This window comes from Streptomyces sp. 11-1-2 (assembly GCF_003595545.1).
Taxonomy (GTDB): domain Bacteria; phylum Actinomycetota; class Actinomycetes; order Streptomycetales; family Streptomycetaceae; genus Streptomyces; species Streptomyces hygroscopicus_B.
On the sequence record NZ_CP022545.1, the window covers coordinates 10,341,939 to 10,359,618 of the forward strand.

General features: G+C 71.1%; 14 protein-coding genes and 1 pseudogene. All 15 read left to right on the top strand.

From position 1 onward, the window contains the following. The first annotated feature begins 116 nt into the window (after positions 1–116). The 15 genes and pseudogenes from CGL27_RS44320 to CGL27_RS44390 all read left to right on the top strand — a co-directional run bounded on the left by CGL27_RS44320 (position 117) and on the right by CGL27_RS44390 (position 17,675). Entirely contained in the window at positions 117–2,225 is a 2,109-nt protein-coding gene (locus CGL27_RS44320) for a pyridoxamine 5'-phosphate oxidase family protein (protein ID WP_119993262.1), read from the top strand. A 136-nt stretch (positions 2,226–2,361) separates the two neighbouring features. Continuing rightward, a complete protein-coding gene (locus tag CGL27_RS44325) occupies positions 2,362–3,552 on the top strand; it encodes an acyl-CoA dehydrogenase family protein (RefSeq protein WP_078645756.1) in 1,191 nt (396 codons plus the stop codon). A gap of 578 nt (positions 3,553–4,130) precedes the next feature. Further along, positions 4,131–4,985, top strand: coding sequence for a universal stress protein (locus CGL27_RS44330; protein WP_119993263.1), 855 nt, complete (start codon positions 4,131–4,133; stop codon positions 4,983–4,985). 481 nt (positions 4,986–5,466) lie between these two features. After that, complete coding sequence (locus CGL27_RS44335; protein WP_119993265.1) at positions 5,467–6,399, top strand: potassium channel family protein; 933 nt, start codon at positions 5,467–5,469, stop codon at positions 6,397–6,399. Positions 6,400–6,771: 372 nt separating this feature from the next. Further along, entirely contained in the window at positions 6,772–7,944 is a 1,173-nt protein-coding gene (locus CGL27_RS44340) for a 4Fe-4S dicluster domain-containing protein (protein WP_119993267.1), read from the top strand. After that, positions 7,941–8,396 (top strand): cyclic nucleotide-binding domain-containing protein, encoded by a 456-nt coding sequence (locus CGL27_RS44345; RefSeq protein WP_119993269.1) that lies wholly within the window; start codon positions 7,941–7,943, stop codon positions 8,394–8,396. The genes CGL27_RS44340 and CGL27_RS44345 overlap by 4 nt, the downstream gene beginning before the upstream one ends. Then, positions 8,393–9,205: an FAD/NAD(P)-binding protein gene (locus CGL27_RS44350; protein ID WP_119993270.1), complete on the top strand. Its 813-nt coding sequence runs from the start codon at positions 8,393–8,395 to the stop codon at positions 9,203–9,205. Before CGL27_RS44345 ends, CGL27_RS44350 begins: the two co-directional genes overlap by 4 nt. Before the next feature lies 1 nt (position 9,206). Next, a complete protein-coding gene (locus CGL27_RS44355; protein WP_119993272.1) occupies positions 9,207–10,049 on the top strand; it encodes an oxidoreductase in 843 nt (280 codons plus the stop codon). Then, positions 10,046–11,401 (top strand): nickel-dependent hydrogenase large subunit, encoded by a 1,356-nt coding sequence (locus CGL27_RS44360; RefSeq protein WP_119993274.1) that lies wholly within the window; start codon positions 10,046–10,048, stop codon positions 11,399–11,401. The genes CGL27_RS44355 and CGL27_RS44360 overlap by 4 nt, the downstream gene beginning before the upstream one ends. Beyond that, on the top strand, positions 11,398–11,910 hold the full coding sequence (locus tag CGL27_RS44365; protein ID WP_119993275.1) for a hydrogenase maturation protease: 513 nt from the start codon (positions 11,398–11,400) through the stop codon (positions 11,908–11,910). Before CGL27_RS44360 ends, CGL27_RS44365 begins: the two co-directional genes overlap by 4 nt. Positions 11,911–12,152: 242 nt before the next feature. Next, positions 12,153–14,429 (top strand): carbamoyltransferase HypF, encoded by a 2,277-nt coding sequence (gene hypF / locus CGL27_RS44370; RefSeq protein WP_240450851.1) that lies wholly within the window; start codon positions 12,153–12,155, stop codon positions 14,427–14,429. Between the two features lie 18 nt (positions 14,430–14,447). Beyond that, positions 14,448–14,747 (top strand): HypC/HybG/HupF family hydrogenase formation chaperone, encoded by a 300-nt coding sequence (locus tag CGL27_RS44375; protein WP_078645775.1) that lies wholly within the window; start codon positions 14,448–14,450, stop codon positions 14,745–14,747. Continuing rightward, positions 14,744–15,865: a hydrogenase formation protein HypD gene (hypD, locus tag CGL27_RS44380; protein ID WP_119993277.1), complete on the top strand. Its 1,122-nt coding sequence runs from the start codon at positions 14,744–14,746 to the stop codon at positions 15,863–15,865. Before CGL27_RS44375 ends, hypD begins: the two co-directional genes overlap by 4 nt. Before the next feature lie 64 nt (positions 15,866–15,929). Beyond that, on the top strand, positions 15,930–16,919 hold the full coding sequence (gene hypE / locus CGL27_RS44385) for a hydrogenase expression/formation protein HypE (protein WP_119994853.1): 990 nt from the start codon (positions 15,930–15,932) through the stop codon (positions 16,917–16,919). 91 nt (positions 16,920–17,010) lie between these two features. After that, positions 17,011–17,675, top strand: a pseudogene (locus CGL27_RS44390) (CBS domain-containing protein). The last annotated feature ends 5 nt before the right edge of the window (positions 17,676–17,680 follow it).

A 17,680-nucleotide genomic window follows, 5' to 3' on the forward strand; every position in this document is an offset into this window, starting at 1 on the left:
GGGCTGTGCACCGCTGCAACAGCCTACGGATCCGTCGCGTCCATGGCACCCCTTGGACACTGAGCCGGATGGCCTAATAGGACGAAAAAGGTACATAGATATCATATGGTGCGCGCATGGAGAATACTGCCGCACCGGCGGCCGCCGTCCTGCCCCCGCGCCCCCAGCCACGCCAGCCGCGGCGGTACCGTCGCCCGGCCCCCTGGCTCGGGCTGGTGGCCATCGGATACGCCGTGGTCCAGCTCGCCATGGTGATCCCGCACACCGGCCACGCGCTGGGCTGGGACGAGTCCGTGTACGTCTCCCAGGTCGATCCGCGCACCCCGCCCGCGTACTTCAGCGCACCCCGCTCGCGCGGCGTCAGTCTCCTGGTCGCGCCCCTCGTCGCCGCGACCGACTCCATTCCGGCGCTGCGGATCCTGCTCATGCTGGTCTCCGCGGGCGCGCTCTACGCCGCCTTCCGGGTCTGGACCCGGCTGCTGCCCCCGGCCCAGGTCGCCCTGGCCGCGCTGCTCTTCTCCGGACTGTGGATCACCCAGATCAGCGGGCCCGCGGTGATGCCCAACCTCTGGGTGGCGATCGGGGCCGTCGCCGCCGTCGGCTGGTTCCTCCGTGCGCCCCACGAGCCCAACGCCCGCTGGTGGCTGGCCGCCGTCCTCGCGGGCGTCACACTGGTGCGCACCCCCGACGGGGGATGGCTCACCCTGCCGCTGCTGATCGGCGCGATCGGGGTGCGCACCTGGCGGCCCGCCCTCCCCGCGCTGATCGGCGGGCCGCTGCTCGGCGCCGCCCAGTGGATCGGCGAGGCGTACGACCGCTTCGGCGGCATCGGCGAGCGGCTGAACGTCTCCAGCGACGTCGAGGGCGGCATGGGCCTCCACTTCAGCGTGGGGGCCGCGCTGCGCAGCCTCAACGGACCTCAGCTGTGCCGCCCCTGCGAGGTGCCGCTGCGCCACCCGGAGCTGACCGTATGGTGGCTGGCGCTGCCCGTGCTGACCCTCCTGTGCGTCCATGGCGCGCTGCGCGACCGCCAAGAGCTGCGCCGGGTGCGGGTGGGGCTGGGCAGACCGGCCGCCCGGCTCCCCGCCGTACCGCTGACCATGCTGCCCATTGTCTGCGCGGCCACCCTCGCCCTGCCGTATCTGCTGCTCATCGGCTATTCCGCACCGCGCTTCCTGATGCCCTCCTACGCGCTGCTGGCGCTGCCGATCGCCGGGCTGGTGTTCCGCGCCGTACGGGCCGCGCGCTCACCGCAGCACCTGGCGGTCGCCCTCGGGGTGGTCATCACACTCCATCTGGCCAGCCAGTTCGTCATCCTCAACCACACCGCCGAGCAGTCCGACCACACCACCGGGCGCTATCGCACCGCCGCGCAGGGGCTGCAGCGGCTGGGGCTGCGGCCGCCCTGTCTGGTGACCGGCGACCGCGCCCTGCCCGTCGCGTACCACGCGGGCTGCTCCTCCGCGCAGACCAGCGGCAACAACCGGTCCACCACCCTGCCCACGCTGCTGCGCCGCGCCGCCCGTGAACCCACCGCGCTGCTGCTGCGCCGCGGTCAGACCCGGCCGCCGTCCTACGCCCGGACCTGGGTCGGCTATCCGCTGCCGGGCACCGAGTGGAACGCGTATCTGCCACCGGATCAGGCACGGGAGTGGGAAGCGGGGAAACCCCGACAGGAGATGTCCGGAAACGGCCCGAGCATGGGCGCCATGACGATGACCTACCCGACCACCAGCTGGGCCGGATTCGCGGCGGCCGAGCCCGCCTTCGCCGACTACGCCCAGGACCGCTTCGGCCGCTACCGCCACCATGTGCTGGCCACCCTGCGCCAGGACGGCTCCCCGCGGGTGACACCGCTCGAAGTCAACTTCCTCTCCGGCGAGTTGTGGCTGGGCATGATGCCCGACTCGCGCAAGGCGCTGGACCTGCGCCGCGATCCGCGGTTCTCGGTGCAGGCCAACCCGGGTCCCGGCGAGGGGCTGACCGAGGGCGATGTGCGGGTGAGCGGCCGGGCGGTCGAGGTGACCGACCCCGAGACGGTCGCCCGCTTCGCTGAGGAGGTCCGGCCGCCCGAGCCCTTCCATCTCTACCGCGCCGAGCTGACCGAGGTGGTGCACACCGCCCTGGAGAACGGGGAGATGGTGCTGCGAACCTGGCGTCCGGGCCAGCCGGTACAGGTCGTACGGCGCGGCACCGACGACAGCCCGCCCCGGGTGGCGAGCTGAGGCCCGGGTCGTGGACCGGGTCGACGGGCCCGGTCCATGGCCCTTCCGTATTGTTGGAACACGTTCTACCGTGCCCCTCGATCCCAGGACGCTCCCAGACCGCCGTCACGGCGCACGCGAGACTCCAGGAGGGGCCGTGGACCTCGAATACACCCCTGATCAGCGGCGGTTGCGCGATGAGCTGCGCGCGTACTTCGCCGAACTGGTCCCCGACGACGCCTACGCCCGCTACGCCGACTCCACCGGGCAGAAGCGGTTCTACCGCGAGACCATCCGCCGGCTCGGCACCGACGGCTGGCTGGGGGTCGGCTGGCCCCAGGAGTACGGCGGGCGCGGGCTCGGCCCGGCCGAGCAGTTCATCTTCTTCGACGAGGCGGCCCAGGCCGGCGTGCCGCTGCCGCTGATGGCGCTCAACACGGTCGGGCCCACCATCATGCGGTTCGGCACCGAGGAGCAGAAGGCGTACTTCCTGCCCAAGGTCCTCTCCGGCGAGATCGACTTCGCGATCGGCTACAGCGAGCCCGACGCCGGTACCGACCTCGCCTCCCTCAAGACCCGCGCGGTGCGCGACGGCGACACCGCCTCCGGCTACTACACCGTGAACGGCCAGAAGACCTGGACGACCAACGGCGACACCGCCGACTGGGTCTGGCTCGCGGTCCGCACCGACCCCGACGCCAAACCCCACAAGGGCATCAGCATCCTGCTGGTCCCGACCGACGACCCCGGCTACTCCGCCACCCTCATCAAGACCCTCGCCTCCCACGACACCACCGCCAGCTACTACGAGAACATCCGCGTCCCGGCCACCCGCCGCGTCGGCCCCGAGAACGAGGGCTGGCGCATGATCACCACCCAGCTCAACTATGAGCGGGTCACCCTCGCCGCCCACGGCACCATGGCCATCCGCGCCCTGCGCGGCGTCCGCCAGTGGGCCGCCGACACCAAGCTCCCCGACGGCCGCCGGGTGATCGACCTCGCCTGGGTGCGCGGCCGGCTGGCCCGTACGCACGCCCGGCTGGACGCCATGAAGCTGCTCAACTGGCAGATGGTGGACGCCCTCCAGCGCGACACCCTGACCCCGCAGGACGCCTCCGCCGTCAAGGTGTACGGCTCCGAGGCGCGCCGCGACGCCTACGCCTGGCTGATGGAGATCGTCGGCGCCGCCGGTCCGCTCAAGGAGGGCTCGGCGGGCGAGGTCCTCCACGGCGAGCTGGAGCGCGGCTACCGCAGCAGCGTCGTCTTCACCTTCGGCGGCGGCAACAACGAGATCCAGCGGGAGATCATCTCCTGGATCGGCCTGGGGATGCCACGGGTGCGCCGCTGAGCCGCCGCGGCGGCCTCGCGGAACTGCCAGTCGACAGGGCGACCTCGGTCATCGAAGCAGGACGGACTCCCGTCGGATGGCCCGGTCGCAGGGGCGGTGGGGGACGCGGTTTCGTCCTCCACACGCCCACGACATGCGGTGACGGCACGGGATTCTTATCGTGGGTTGGGAAGCGAGCGCCGGACATCCACCAGGGACCGGACCTGTCAGCGGCCACGACCCCGGTCGTCGAGCGGCTGCGGAGGCTTTGTCGCCCTGGTCGACGGCTGCACCGCGCCGTGTGGCGAGGCGCCCGAAAGCAGGTCCGGGCTACTACCCGGGGACGTATGGGCGGGGCTCCCCCGAGGGGCTTGCGCTCTGAAGCCCAGGCTCGAGAACGAGGACATGATCGACCTGCATAACGGGTCGCACTCGGCGATTGCCCGGCTCTCTGGCTGGCGCGCGGCCAGTGCTGCACCGGTTCGTCCATGGACCACTCGGTCGCCGGTGTGGATTGGTGCTCCATGGGGTGAGGGCGGCGTACCGGAGAGCGTGGATACGGTGCGGTCGCCTGACGCCCGGCGCCAGAGGAGGCACCGATGGTGCGAGCTGTAACCGTGGGACTCGACGGTTCAGTCGAGAGCCTGGTCGCGGCCGGTTGGGCGGCCCGTGAGGCGCGGTTGCGCGACGCGCCACTGCGCATGGTGAACGCGTGGCCGGGCCCCGATCAGCCGGCGCTGACCCCGGGCCGGAAGGTGGCCTGGCAGTACTGGGCCGAACAAGCCCTGAGGGCTGTGCGGGCCGAGTTGGGCACCGATGATCCGGAGTTGGAGATTCTCACCGCGCAGATTTCCGGCTACCCCGCGCGTGTGCTGCTGGCCGAGGCGGAAAGCTCCCAAGTGTTGGTGGTCGGCTCCCACGCGATCGGGCCGGTCGCCGGGTTTTTTCTCGGCTCCGTCGGCCTGGAGGTCGCTGTCCGCGCCGCCTGTCCTGTCACTTTGGTCCGGGCAGAGGGCGTCGCCACTCGGCACGGTGATGTGGTTGCGGGTGTCCAGCTCGAGGGCCGATACGACCATGTGCTGGCGTTCGCATTCGAGGCTGCCACCCGGCGTGGCGCGGCGCTTCGGGCCGTGTACGCCAGCAGATGCCTTGCCATCCGGGACTCGGTGCCCTGGGAGGTCGAGGTGGGGATGAGCGGCGTGGGGGAGGGGGCGGAGTGGGCGCTGGGCGAGGTGCTGGCGCGGTGGCGGCACAAGTTCCCCGATGTGCGGGTGTTCGCGGAGGTCACGGCGGACAGCCCGCCCCGGCGACTGGTGGGCGCCGCGGCAGGGGCGGCACTGATCGTTGTTGGCCGGGGTCGGCGCCAGCTGGGCTTCGGGCCCCGGCTGGGGCCTGTCGGACAGGCTGTGGTGCACCACGCGGCCTGCCCGGTCGCGGTTGTTCCCCGCGATTGACTTCTTCGCCCCGTTTCAGGCGCGGAATCACCCAGGAAGACCCGTTTTCGGTAGGCGGTAGCCGCCCGGCCGTCTAGTGGGACCCGCCGCTCAAGGGGGAGTTCGCGGGGGATGTGGGCGCTCTCGTATGGAGTGCCGCGCCTCCGGCGTGGGCGCTCTGCTTGAGGACTGCCTCAACTTCGAAGTGGGCCGCCGCCGACGTGAGCGTCCGGCCGCTCGCCGACATACGTGGTCAGAGGGATGCTCGCCGGCGTCACGACGGCCCGTATCGGTAGCGGGAGGCTCAGCCGTGGGCGGCCTTCTGCCACAGGGATCGTGACCGTACCGGCATCTGGGCACGGCGATTCGACGCTGTGGGGTGCTGTCGCCCGATTAGGCTTCGAGAGCTGGGTCAGCGTGGTCGGTAGGAGCTGCTGACGGTGGCCCAGGCTGCCTGAGGCCGTCGAGATGGCCTCAGGCGACAGGGCCATGGGAGCCATGTATGGAGTGGTTGGTCTCGCTGGTTGGCGTCGGGCTGGTCATGGCTGCTCTGCGAGACCTGTTCCACACCCTCTGGCACCCCACCCGCCATGGCGGTCTGAGCCGCCTCGTCATGACGGCCCTGTGGAGGCTGGCGCGGCATGTCCGGGCACGCAGGCGTGTGGTTGGGCTCGTCGGGCCGCTCGCCATGGTGACGGTGATTGGCATGTGGGCCGTCATCATCATCCTGGGATGGGCCATCGTCTATTGGCCTTACATGCCAGAGGCATTCACCTTCACGCCTGGTTCCAAGGCGGCGCAGCAGTCGGCGCTGCTCGACTCCGTGTACCTGTCGCTTGTCACCATCGCTACTCTGGGGCTGGGGGACGTCGTGCCCACCGAAGGCTGGCTTCGACTGGTTTCGCCGTTGGAAGCGCTCATCGGCTTCGTTCTCCTGACCGCCACGGTCTCCTGGATGCTCGAGATCTACCCGGCGCTGACTCGCAGGAGGGTCCTGGCCATCCGGCTGGCGCTACTGCGTGGCTCGAACCCGACGGCCGGGCAGCTCGACTGCGCTGTGGGGGCTCTGCTGCTGGACAGTCTGGCCACTGACATCGTGCGCGTCCGCATCGACTTCACCCAGTACGCCGAGGCCTACTACTTCCATGATGGGGAGGACCACGCGTCTCTCGCGGCCATGGTGGGCTATGCCGCTGCCCTCGCTGAGCGCGGGCAGGCAGCTCGGCGTCCGGACGCGTCTCTGGCCGGTGACCTGCTCGCTCGTGCGCTGGAAGACCTCGCCACTACCCTTGACCAGCGTTTTCTCCATACGGGGGGCACACCGACGGAGGTTTTCGCCGCCTACGCCGCTGACCACGGCCGCTGCCGCCGTCCTGATGACTCTGCCCAGGCGGCCTCCTCGGTGCCGCCTGGCGCGGATGGTCCACAAGGATGAGCGGAGCGCTCTCGCTTCCGCCCGTCGTCGTGAGGGACTCCCTCGGTCTGTCGTTCATCGGCTCGGCTCCTCGGCGTCAGCACCTTGAGAAGTGGGCCCGGCCTTGCACGGCGGCGGGATGAGCCGCGTCTCGGCCTGAGCCTCCTTCAGCGCGACTGGCAGCGGCTCCAGCTCAGCCGCGAGTTCCGCTGTGCGATCCGCGGGTACGTCCCCGGACCGGAGAGGTACCCGCTGCCCGGCAGCGATGTCCGGCCCGCATACGCCCGCACAGCGGTGCGGGTGTGCGCATTCGGTCGACCACCCCCGTGTCGGGGCCGGAATTCCCACCCTCACGACCGGATGTGTGCACAGAGTGGGCCCAGTGCCAGGCCGATGACCGGGGTGAGCTGTGTGAGCGCGGAGACTCTTCCTTCGGCCGAGGGATCCATCATCGGCAAGGCTGGTCTGGCCGCCCTGGTCGATGTTCTGCGGGTGCGCGGATACACGGTGGTCGGCCCCACGGTGCGGGACGGTGCCATCGTCCTGGAGGAGCTGGAATCCGCGGCTCAGCTGCCGTACGGATGGGGCGTCGATCTGGAAGCTGGACAGTACCGGCTGCGGTCGCGTACGGATGGTGCGGCCTTCGCCAATGCGGCCGGCCCGCAGTCGTGGAAGACGTTTCTGCACCCCGCTAGGGTCCGCCAGTGGACGGCCGAACGAGCGGGTGGAGAGCTGGTCATCGAGCCGGACGTCACCCCGCCTCCCCGCTTCGCGTTCCTCGGTGTCCGCTCCTGCGATCTGCGGGCCATCGCCGTCCAGGACCGGGTGCTCACCGCCGGGCCGCACTCCGACCCGGTCTATCGGGGCAGGAGGTCCGGGGCGTTTCTGGTGGCGGTGGAGTGTACGGAGCCCGGTGGGACCTGCTTCTGTGTCTCAATGGGCACGGGCCCGGCCGCCGGGCCCGGGTACGACCTGGTGCTGACCGAGCTGGTCGACGACGAGGGGCACCGGTTCTGGATCCGCAGTGGCAGCTCCGAGGGGGCCGAGATCCTGGCGGAGCTGCCGGGCGAACCGGCTTCCGAGGCCGTCTGCCGGGCCGCCGCGGGCGCCGTCGCGTCCGCCGCCGACCGGATGGGCCGCACGATGCCGGACACCGACCTGCAGCGGCTGATGGCGGAGACGCTGGAAGCGCCCCGTTGGGACGATGTCGCCTCTCGGTGCCTGACCTGCGGCAACTGCACCATGGTGTGTCCGACCTGCTTCTGCACCACCACCGAGGATGTCACCGACCTGACGGGGGACCACGCCGAGCGCTGGCGGGTCTGGGACGTCTGCTTCGACCTGGACTTCTCCTATCTGCCGGGCGGACCCGTACGCGCCTCGCCGCGCAGCCGCTACCGGCAGTGGCTCACCCACAAACTGGGCACCTGGTACGACCAGTTCGGGTCCTCGGGATGTGTGGGCTGCGGGCGGTGCATCGTCTGGTGTCCGGTCGCCATCGACATCACCGAGGAGGCCGCGGCCCTGCACGACTGGACCCGGCGTGCTGAGGACGAGCCACGATGACCGGGTGGCCACTGCTGCTGGAGAGCCTTCCGCGGGTCCAGCGCGACAGGCTGTTCACGCTCGCCGACGAGCGGGACTTCTCTGCGGGCAGCACGCTGTTCGACGAGGGCGGCATCGCCGACCGGTTCTGGCTGATCCGTTCCGGTGAGGTCGCCCTGGATGTGTACGTCCCCGGCCGTCGGGCTCAGGTGGTGGAGACCCTCGGGTCGCGGCAGCAGCTCGGATGGTCGTGGATCTTCCCGCCGTACCGCTGGCATCTGGGCGCCCGCGCCTTGGGGGCCGTGCGGACGTGGGAGTTTCCCGCTGCCGAGGTGCGTGAGCTGTGCATGGCCGATACGGAGCTCGGATACGAGCTGATGCTGCGCTGCGCGGCGCTGATCGCAGACCGACTCCAGGCCACCCGGTTGCGGCTGCTCGACCTGTACACACCGCATGGAAGTGTCCCGTCGTGACCACCGTGCCCTTGCCATACCGGGTGACCGCCGTCTCGGAGGAGACCGCGGACTGCGTGTCGCTCGAGGTGACACCGGTGGGACGGGCGCTGCCGGAGTTTTCGCCAGGCCGGTTCGCCATGGTGTACGCCTTCGGCGTCGGTGAGGTGCCGATCTCGGTCAGTGCGATCCGTGACGGCCACCGTCTGGTGCACACCGTGCGCGCGATCGGGGCGGTCACCGGCGCGCTGTGCCGGCTCAGGGCGGGGGACGCGGTCGGCCTGCGGGGCCCCTACGGCATCGGCTGGGACCTCGACGCAGCGGCCGGATCCGACGTCCTGGTGGTCGCCGGCGGCATCGGGCTCGCCCCGCTGCGCCCGGTGGTGCGCCATGTGCTCAACCACCCCGGCCACTACGGCCGCCTTCACGTGCTGATCGGGGCCCGCACCCCTGCGGATCTGCTCTTCGGCGAGGAACTGGAGCACTGGCGGCGCGCCTCGGCACAGGTGGAGGTGACCGTCGACCGGCCCGGCCCGGGCTGGTGTGGCAGCGTGGGCGTGGTCACCACTCTGCTGGACCGGGCCGACTGGCGCCCGGCTCGGACCACCGCGCTGATCTGCGGTCCCGAGGTGATGATCCGGCACACGGCCCGGGCGCTGCTCGCCCGCGGCCTGCCCGCGCATCGGATCCAGGTGTCATTGGAGCGGAACATGCGCTGCGGTACCGGCCACTGCGGGCACTGCCAGCTCGGGCCGCTCCTGCTGTGCCGGGACGGCCCGGTGGTCGGCTACGACCGTACCCGGTCCCTGCTCGCCGTGAGGGAGCTGTGAGATGGACTCCGACGCCCGCCCCTCCCTCGCCGTGTGGAAGTTCGCCTCATGCGACGGCTGCCAGCTGACCCTGCTCGACTGCGAGGACGAGCTGCTGCCGCTCACCGGCCGGCTGCGCATCGCACACTTTCTGGAGATGTCCACTGCTGAGGACTCGCAGGAGCCGGCCACTCTGGCGGGGACCGGACCGTACGACCTCTCCCTGGTCGAGGGATCCGTCACCACCGCCGAGGACGTCCAGCGCATCCACCACATCCGGCGGATCTCCCGCCGCCTGGTCACCATCGGGGCCTGTGCCACCGCGGGCGGCGTCCAGGCGCTGCGCAACTTCGCGGACGTCGAGGCGTTCCGCGCCGCGGTCTACGCCAGCCCGGAGTACATCGCGACCCTGGACACCTCCACCCCGATCTCGACGCATGTACCGGTCGACTTCGAGCTGCGTGGGTGCCCGATCGACCGCGGCCAGCTGCTGGAGGTGATCACGGCGTTTCTGGCCGGGCGCAGGCCGAACATCTCCGGTCACAGCGTCTGCTTCGAGTGCAAGCGACGCGGCACGACCTGTATCACCGTCGCGCACGGCACTCCCTGCCTGGGGCCGGTCACCCACGCCGGGTGCGGTGCCCTCTGTCCCGCCTACGGGCGTGGCTGTTACGGCTGCTTCGGGCCGGTCGCGCAGCCCAACCTGGAATCCATGGTGAGCCAGCTGCGGCATGACGGCATGTCCGAGCGGGATGTCCTACGCGTCTTCCGCACCTTCAACGCGGCCTCGCCCGAATACGCCCCCGTACCCGGGCTCGCCGCCCAGGGGTCCACCGAGCCCCCGGCGGAGGAAGAGCCCCGATGAGCCACCGCGGATCCCGCGTCCTGCGCCTGGACGCACTCGCCCGGGTGGAGGGCGAGGCCGGCCTCCATCTGACCGTGCACGACGGGACGGTGGCCGAGGCGCGGCTGCGGATCTACGAGCCACCCCGCTTCTTCGAGGCGTTCCTCGTCGGGCGCGGGCACGGCGAGCCACCCGACATCACCTCACGGATCTGCGGAATCTGCCCGGTCGCTTACCAGATGACCGCATGCCAGGCCGTTGAGCGGGCCTGCGGGGTGACCGTCGGCGGACCGCTCGCGGAACTGCGGCGGCTGCTCTACTACGGCGAATGGATCGAGAGCCAGTCCCTGCACATCCATCTGCTGCACGCCCCCGACTTCTTCGGCCACCCCAGCGCGGTCGAACTCGCCCGCGACGAACGCGGGGCCGTGGAACGCGGCCTGCGGATCAAACAAGCGGGCAACGCCATCATGGAACAACTCGGCGGCCGTGCCATCCACCCGATCAACGTCCGCATCGGCGGCTTCTACCGCGCACCCGCTCCGGCGGAACTCGTCCCGCTGGCAGAGCGGCTGCGCCGGGCCCATGACGACGCGCTGGAGACCGTGCGCTGGGTGTCCGGCTTCGACTTCCCAGATGCCGCCTACGACGGCCCGCTGCTGGCGATGCGGGACCCCGGCCGGTACGCCATCGACTCCGGAACCCCCGCCGTCATGGCCGCGGGGGCGGGCTCAAACGGGGCCACCTCCGTAGGAGCGCTTCCGGTGGAGGAGTTCGAGCACCACGTGGTGGAACGGCAGGTCCCCCACTCGACCGCCCTGGTGTCCGAGCTGGACGGCCACCACTACCTGACCGGCTCACTGGCCCGGTACGCGATCAGCGGACAGTGGCTCCACCCTTCGGCCCTCGAAGCCGCGCGGGAGGCGGGGCTCGGCGATCCGGCCACCGGGGCGGTGTGCCGCAATCCGTTCCGGAGCATCATCGTCCGCGCCGTCGAGGTGGCCCACGCCGTGGCCGAGGCACTGCGGATCATCGACGCCTACGAGCCGCCCTCCCGGCCGTACGTCGAAGTGCCACCGCGCCCGGCGACCGGTTGCGCGGCCACCGAGGCGCCGCGCGGGCTGCTCTACCACCGCTACGCCATGGACGCGGACGGCACCCTCACCCTCGCCCGTATCGTGCCACCCACCGCGCAGAACCAGGCCGCCATCGAGGACGACCTCCGCCGCCAGGTGCAGTCCCGCCTGGATGGGCCGGGCGAGCCGGCCGACGACGAGGAGCTGACCGCGCTGTGCGAGCGGGCCGTTCGCAACCATGACCCGTGCATCTCCTGTTCGGCGCACTTCCTGGACCTGACGGTGGAGCGCGGATGACGGGCCGGGTGGTGGTCATCGGCGTGGGCAATCCGTTCCGCCGGGACGACGGAGCCGGCCCGGCCGTCATCGAGGCACTGCGCGCCAACCCGCCGGAGGACACGCCGCTGCTCGACAGCGACGGCGAGCCCGGGAGGATGCTCGGCCTCTGGCACCGTCAGGACGCCGTCGTCGTGGTCGAGGTGGTGCACGCGCATCCCGGGCAGCCGGGGCGGCTGCACACCCTGACGGCAGAGCAGGCCGCGCGTTCGGCGGCGCGCCCGGCCAGTACGCACGCCCTGGGCCTCGGCGAGACATTCGCCCTGGCCGCGGCGCTCGACCGGATGCCCCGGGAGCTCACGGTGCACGCCGTCGAAGGGGCCGATTTCAGCCTCGGGCGCGGGCTCAGCCCGCCGGTGGCCGACGCGCTCCCCGCATTGCTCCGCCAGGTGGCCAGGGCCATCGCCGACGCTCACGACCGCCTTCGGCACACAGCCGATCAACTGATGGGACATCAGGAGATCGCATAGCCGATGGTCTCGGCGGCGTTGCGCCTGGCTTGAGCCGTTCGGGGTGTTGGGGGCGACCGCCCGCGCGTGGTTTCCCACGGTGGCCGATCCGGTTCCTAGCATGACCGAGGGCCCGGCCAGGCGGCTTCCGCCCCACGGCCGGGCCCGGGCTCTGCGCACAGGCTCACGACCACACCGGATGGAAGTGCCGCCCCCATGGATCAGCCAGCCATCACTCCCCGTTCCGCCCCACCGGGGCGGGCGTGAGGGCTGTCGACCATCAGCGGCCGGTCCGCCGCCTGGTGGCCGTCGGCGGCGTGGTGCAGGGTGTCGGTTTCCGTCCCTTCGTCCATGCCTTGGCCACCGAACTGGGCCTGTCCGGACGAGTGGCCAACGGACCGGCCGGGGCCCGCATCGAGATCGAGGGCGGCCCCGACGCGGTGGCCGCCTTCTGCCATCGGCTGACGGCGGACGCACCCCCGCTGGCGGACATCGTCTCGGTGGCCACCTCCGAGATGCCCTCGACCGGCGGCACCGGCTTCGCGATCGTGCCCTCCACGACGGGCCACGGCCGCACCCTGGTCCCGCCCGACGCCGCCACCTGCGACGCCTGTCTGACGGAGCTTGCCGATCCGGCCGACCGCCGCCACCGGCACCCGTTCATCGCCTGCACCGGCTGCGGCCCGCGCTTCACCATCACCACCGTCATGCCGTACGACCGGGCCATGACCACCATGGCGGCGTTCCCGATGTGCCCGGATTGCGCGGCGGAATACACGGACCCGTCCGACCGGAGGTTCCACGCCCAGCCCATCGCCTGCTGGGCCTGCGGGCCACGCTTGAGACTCACCGGCGCCGTACGACGGGAGGACGGGGCCGCGTTGGCCGAAGCCCGGCGGATGCTGGAGGCCGGGGCGATCCTGGCGGTCAAGGGCATCGGCGGCTATCACCTGGTCTGCGACGCCACCGCTCCGAGGACCGTGGGCGAACTGCGACGCCGCAAGGCCCGTGGCGACAAGCCGTTCGCCGTCATGGCGCCTGATCCCGACACCGTCGCCCGGCTCGGCCACCTCGGCCCGGCGGAGCGCCGCGTGCTCACGGGGCGGTCCCGTCCCATCGTGCTGTTGCGCCGCCGAACTCCGTCTCCGCTCGCGCCGCAGGTGTGCCCGGGGAGCCCGGACATCGGGGTGATGTTGCCCTACACCCCGTTGCACCGGCTCTTGTTCGGCCTTCCGGGCGATCCACCTGGTCCCGGCGTCTTGGTGGTGACCAGTGGGAACATCTCCGGCGAGCCGCTGGTGACCGACGACCGGGAGGCGCTGCGCCGTCTGGACGGGCTGGCCGATGCCTGGCTCTCGCATGACCGGCCCATTGTGGTCGCCTGTGACGACTCAGTGGTCCGGGTCCGTGCGGACGGTTCGCCGCTGCCGGTCCGCCGCTCGCGCGGCTTCGCCCCGGTGCGCATCCGTCTTCCGGTGGCCGTCCGTCCGGTTCTCGCGGTCGGTGGGGATCTGAAGAACACCCTGTGCTTGGCAGAAGGCGACTCCGCCTGGCTGTCCGCCCACATCGGGGACATGGACAGCCTGGCCGCCCAGCGGGCCTTCGAGCGCGCCGAGGGGCATCTGCGCGCGCTCACCCGCGTCGAGCCGGTCCGCGTCGCGGCTGATCGCCACCCCGGCTACCGGACCGCGCGATGGGCACGGCGTGACGGACGGCCGCTCACCCTGGTCCAGCACCACCACGCCCACATCGCTTCCGCCATGGTGGAGCACGGACTGGACGAGCCGGTGCTCGGCATCGCCTTCGACGGCACCGGTTACGGCGACGACGGCGCCGTCTGGGGCGGCGAGGTGCTGCTGGCCGACTACGCGGGCTACCGCCGCCTGGCACACCTGGCGTACGCACCCCTGCCGGGCGGTGACGCGGCGGTGCGCAAGCCGTATCGGATGGCACTCGCGCATCTGCGCGCGGCCGGTCTCGCCTGGTCGCCCGACCTGCCGTGCGCGGCCGCCTGTCCACCCGAAGAACTTCGGCTGCTGGACAGCCAGTTGGTGCGCGGTATCGCGTGTGTGCCGACCTCCAGCATGGGGCGGCTGTTCGATGCCGTGTCCTCGCTGGTCGGCGTCTGTCACCGGGCGGGGTACGAGGCTCAGGCCGCCGTGGAACTGGAAGCCGCGGCGGTGACCGCCGGCCGGGTACGGGAGGGCTACGCCTTCGAACTCGGTGCGCCCGCGCCGCTGCTGGCGGCGATCGTGGCCGATCTCCGCGCGGGTACGGCGGTCCCGCTGATCGCAAACCGCTTCCATCTGGCGGTCGCCGGAGCGGTCCGCACGGCCTGCCGGAAGGCACGCCAGAGCACGGGAGCGCGGACGGTCGTCCTTACCGGCGGGGTGTTCGCCAACGCCCTCCTGGACGAGATGTGCACCGCCGGGCTGGGCGAGGACGGTTTCACCGTCCTCGGGCACACGGTCGTGCCGCCCGGCGACGGCGGCCTGGCCCTGGGACAGGCGGTCATCGCCGGCCGCGTCGCCGACGACTGAGGAACCGAGGAGGAGCACATGTGCCTGGCGGTACCCGGCCGCGTGGTCGGCATCGAGGAACGGGACGGCACGCCGATGGCGCGGGTCGACTTCGGCGGGGTGGTCAAGGACGTCTGCCTCGCCTATCTGCCGGAGATCCAGGTCGGTGAGTACGCGATCGTCCACGTCGGCTTCGCCATCCAGCGGCTCGACGAGGAATCCGCCCTGGCCACCCTCCGGCTCTTCGAGCGGATCGGGGCACTGGACGAAGAGTTCGGCGATGCCTGGGAACGTGCGGCGGCCGAGGTGGAAAGGGCGCCCGAGGAGGAGAACCGGTGAAATACATCGACGAATTCCAGGATCCTGCCCTGGCCCGACGGCTCCTGGACGACATCGCCCGGACGGTCACCCGGCCCTGGGCGATGATGGAGGTCTGTGGTGGTCAGACCCACTCGATCATCCGGCACGGCATCGACCAACTGCTGCCCGAGAACATCGAGCTGATCCACGGGCCGGGCTGTCCGGTCTGCGTCACACCGCTGGAAGTGATCGACAAGGCGCTGGACATCGCCTCGCGCCCGGGCGTGGTCTTCTGCTCGTTCGGCGACATGCTCCGGGTGCCGGGAAGCGACCGCGACCTGTTCCGGATCAAGAGCGACGGCGGTGACGTCCGTGTCGTCTACTCACCGCTGGACGCGCTGCGGATCGCCCAGCAGACTCCGGGCCGGCAGGTGGTGTTCTTCGGCGTCGGCTTCGAGACCACCGCGCCCGCCATCGCCATGGCGGTCCACCAGGCCAAACGGCTCGAGGTCCGAAACTTCAGCCTGCTGGTCTCGCATGTCCGGGTGCCGCCGGCCATCGAGGCGGTCATGCGATCACCGGACTGCCGCGTCCAGGCGTTCCTCGCCGCCGGGCACGTATGCAGCGTGATGGGCACCACCGAGTACCCCGACCTCGCCGACACCTACAAGGTGCCCATTGTGGTGACCGGATTCGAGCCGCTGGACATCCTGGAGGGCATCCGGCGGGCGGCCCGCCAACTCGAGCGAGGAGAACACCGCGTCGAGAATGCCTACCCACGCGCCGTGCGCCCGCAGGGCAATCCGGTCGCCCTGAGCGTGCTGAGAGAGGTGTTCACCACCACCGACCGCGCCTGGCGTGGCATCGGCATCATCGCGGGCAGTGGCTGGCGGCTGTCGGACGCCTACCGTGACTACGACGCCGAGCACCGGTTCGATGTCACCTGTCCGGTCACCGAAGAGCCCGCGGTGTGCCGCAGCGGAGAGGTGCTCCAGGGCCTGATCAAGCCCCACGAGTGCGCGGCCTTCGGCACCACCTGCACTCCGCGCACACCGCTCGGCGCGACCATGGTCTCCAGCGAGGGCACGTGCGCCGCCTACTACCTGTACCGGCGTCTGGCCACGCCCCGCATGGAGGAGACGGCTTCCGTTGACTGACATCACCGCCGACACCGAAGGCTGGTCCTGCCCGACGCCGCCGCGCGACCACCCGGTGGTGGTGATGGGCCACGGCGGCGGGGGAGCGCTTTCCGCGGAGCTGACCCGGCACCTCTTCCTCCCGGCCTACGGCAGCGAGGCGCTGCGAGGACTCACCGACTCGGCCGCCGTCACGCTCGGCGGTGCCCGGCTGGCCTTCTCGACCGACTCCTACGTCGTCCGCCCGCTGTTCTTCCCCGGCGGCAACATCGGGGATCTGGCGGTCAATGGCACCGTCAACGACCTCGCCATGAGCGGAGCCGTCCCCGCGTACCTGTCCTGCGCGTTCATTCTGGAGGAGGGCACCAAGCTGAGCACCGTCGGCCGGATCGCCCAGGCGCTGGGCGCGGCCGCCCGAGCTGCGGACGTCACCGTGGTGACCGGCGACACCAAGGTGGTCGACGCCGGCCACGGCGACGGTGTGTACGTGAACACGGCGGGGATCGGGCTGATCCCCGAGGGCGTGGACATCCGTCCGCAACGTGCCCGGCCCGGTGACGTCGTGATCGTCAGCGGGCCGATCGGACAGCACGGCATCGCCATCCTCAGCGTCCGCGAAGGGCTGACGTTCGGCACCGAGATGGTCAGTGACACCGCGCCTCTGGCCGGACTGGTCCAGGCGATGCTCGCCGTCACCCCCGAGATCCACGTCCTGCGCGACCCGACGCGCGGCGGCCTGGCCACCGCGCTCAACGAGATCGCGACCGCCTCGGACACCGGAGTCATCCTGGACGAGGGGGCGGTGCCTGTCCCGGAGGCGGTGGCCACAGCCTGTGCCCTGCTGGGCCTGGACCCTGTGTACATGGCCAACGAGGGCCGCCTGGTGGCCTTCGTGCCCAGGAAACATGCCGACGCGGTACTGGACGCGATGCGTGCCCATCCGCTGGGACGTGAGACGGCCGTGATCGGCACGTGTGTGGCCGAGCACCCCGGCATGGTCGTGGCCCGCACCGGACTCGGCGGGACCCGGATCGTCGATCTGCCGCTGGGCGAGCAACTGCCCCGGATCTGCTGAACGGCACGGTCTCCAGGTGGCAGGAAGACAGCGGCGGACCGGACACTGGAAGTGGAAGAGCCGCCGAGCGCCGTGCGGAGGGAGGAACTCAGTGTCCGAGACCCCGCACATCGTGAGCGATGTGATGACCCGGACGGTGGTCGCCGTCGGGCGTGACGCGTCGTTCAAGGAACTGGTGCAGACGCTGGGGCAGTGGCGGGTGAGCGCCATGCCGGTGCTGGAGGGTGAGGGGCGTGTCATCGGCGTCGTCTCCGAGGCGGATCTGCTGCCCAAGGAGGAATTCCGGGACAGTGACCCGGACCGCTTCGAGCAGCTGCGCCGGCTCCCCGACCTCGCGAAGGCGGGGGCGGTGACGGCGGAGGAGTTGATGAGCTCCCCGGCGGTGAGCGTGCACCCGGACGCCACGTTGGCCGAGGCGGCTCGGATCATGGCCGTCAGAGGGGTCAAACGGCTTCCCGTGGTCGACGCCGAGAGCAAGTTGCAGGGAATCGTCAGCCGGGGGATCTGCTGAAGGTCTTCCTCCGCTCGGACCTGGACATCGAGGAAGAGGTCCGTCGCACGGTGGTGTCCTACCTGCTCCCTGGCAGCAGTGTCCATGTGCAGGTGCGGGAGGGAGTCGTGACGCTCAGCGGGCAGCTCCGCGATACCTCGCTGATCCCCGTGGCCGCTCGCCTTGCTCGGGCCGTGGAAGGTGTCGTGGACGTGGAATGCCACTTCCGGGGCGTCGGACCGGACGAGGCGGAGCGCACGACCTGAGGGCG

Excerpts from the sequence above, each read along its gene's own strand:
- CGL27_RS44320 (WP_119993262.1), top strand. The coding sequence starts at position 117 with ATGGAGAATACTGCCGCACCGGCGGCCGCCGTCCTGCCCCCGCGCCCC.
- CGL27_RS44330 (WP_119993263.1), top strand. The coding sequence starts at position 4,131 with ATGGTGCGAGCTGTAACCGTGGGACTCGACGGTTCAGTCGAGAGCCTG.
- CGL27_RS44335 (WP_119993265.1), top strand. The coding sequence starts at position 5,467 with ATGGAGTGGTTGGTCTCGCTGGTTGGCGTCGGGCTGGTCATGGCTGCT.
- CGL27_RS44340 (WP_119993267.1), top strand. The coding sequence starts at position 6,772 with ATGACCGGGGTGAGCTGTGTGAGCGCGGAGACTCTTCCTTCGGCCGAG.
- CGL27_RS44345 (WP_119993269.1), top strand. The coding sequence starts at position 7,941 with ATGACCGGGTGGCCACTGCTGCTGGAGAGCCTTCCGCGGGTCCAGCGC.
- CGL27_RS44355 (WP_119993272.1), top strand. The coding sequence starts at position 9,207 with ATGGACTCCGACGCCCGCCCCTCCCTCGCCGTGTGGAAGTTCGCCTCA.
- CGL27_RS44360 (WP_119993274.1), top strand. The coding sequence starts at position 10,046 with ATGAGCCACCGCGGATCCCGCGTCCTGCGCCTGGACGCACTCGCCCGG.
- CGL27_RS44365 (WP_119993275.1), top strand. The coding sequence starts at position 11,398 with ATGACGGGCCGGGTGGTGGTCATCGGCGTGGGCAATCCGTTCCGCCGG.
- CGL27_RS44375 (WP_078645775.1), top strand. The coding sequence starts at position 14,448 with ATGTGCCTGGCGGTACCCGGCCGCGTGGTCGGCATCGAGGAACGGGAC.
- hypE (WP_119994853.1), top strand. The coding sequence starts at position 15,930 with ATGGGCCACGGCGGCGGGGGAGCGCTTTCCGCGGAGCTGACCCGGCAC.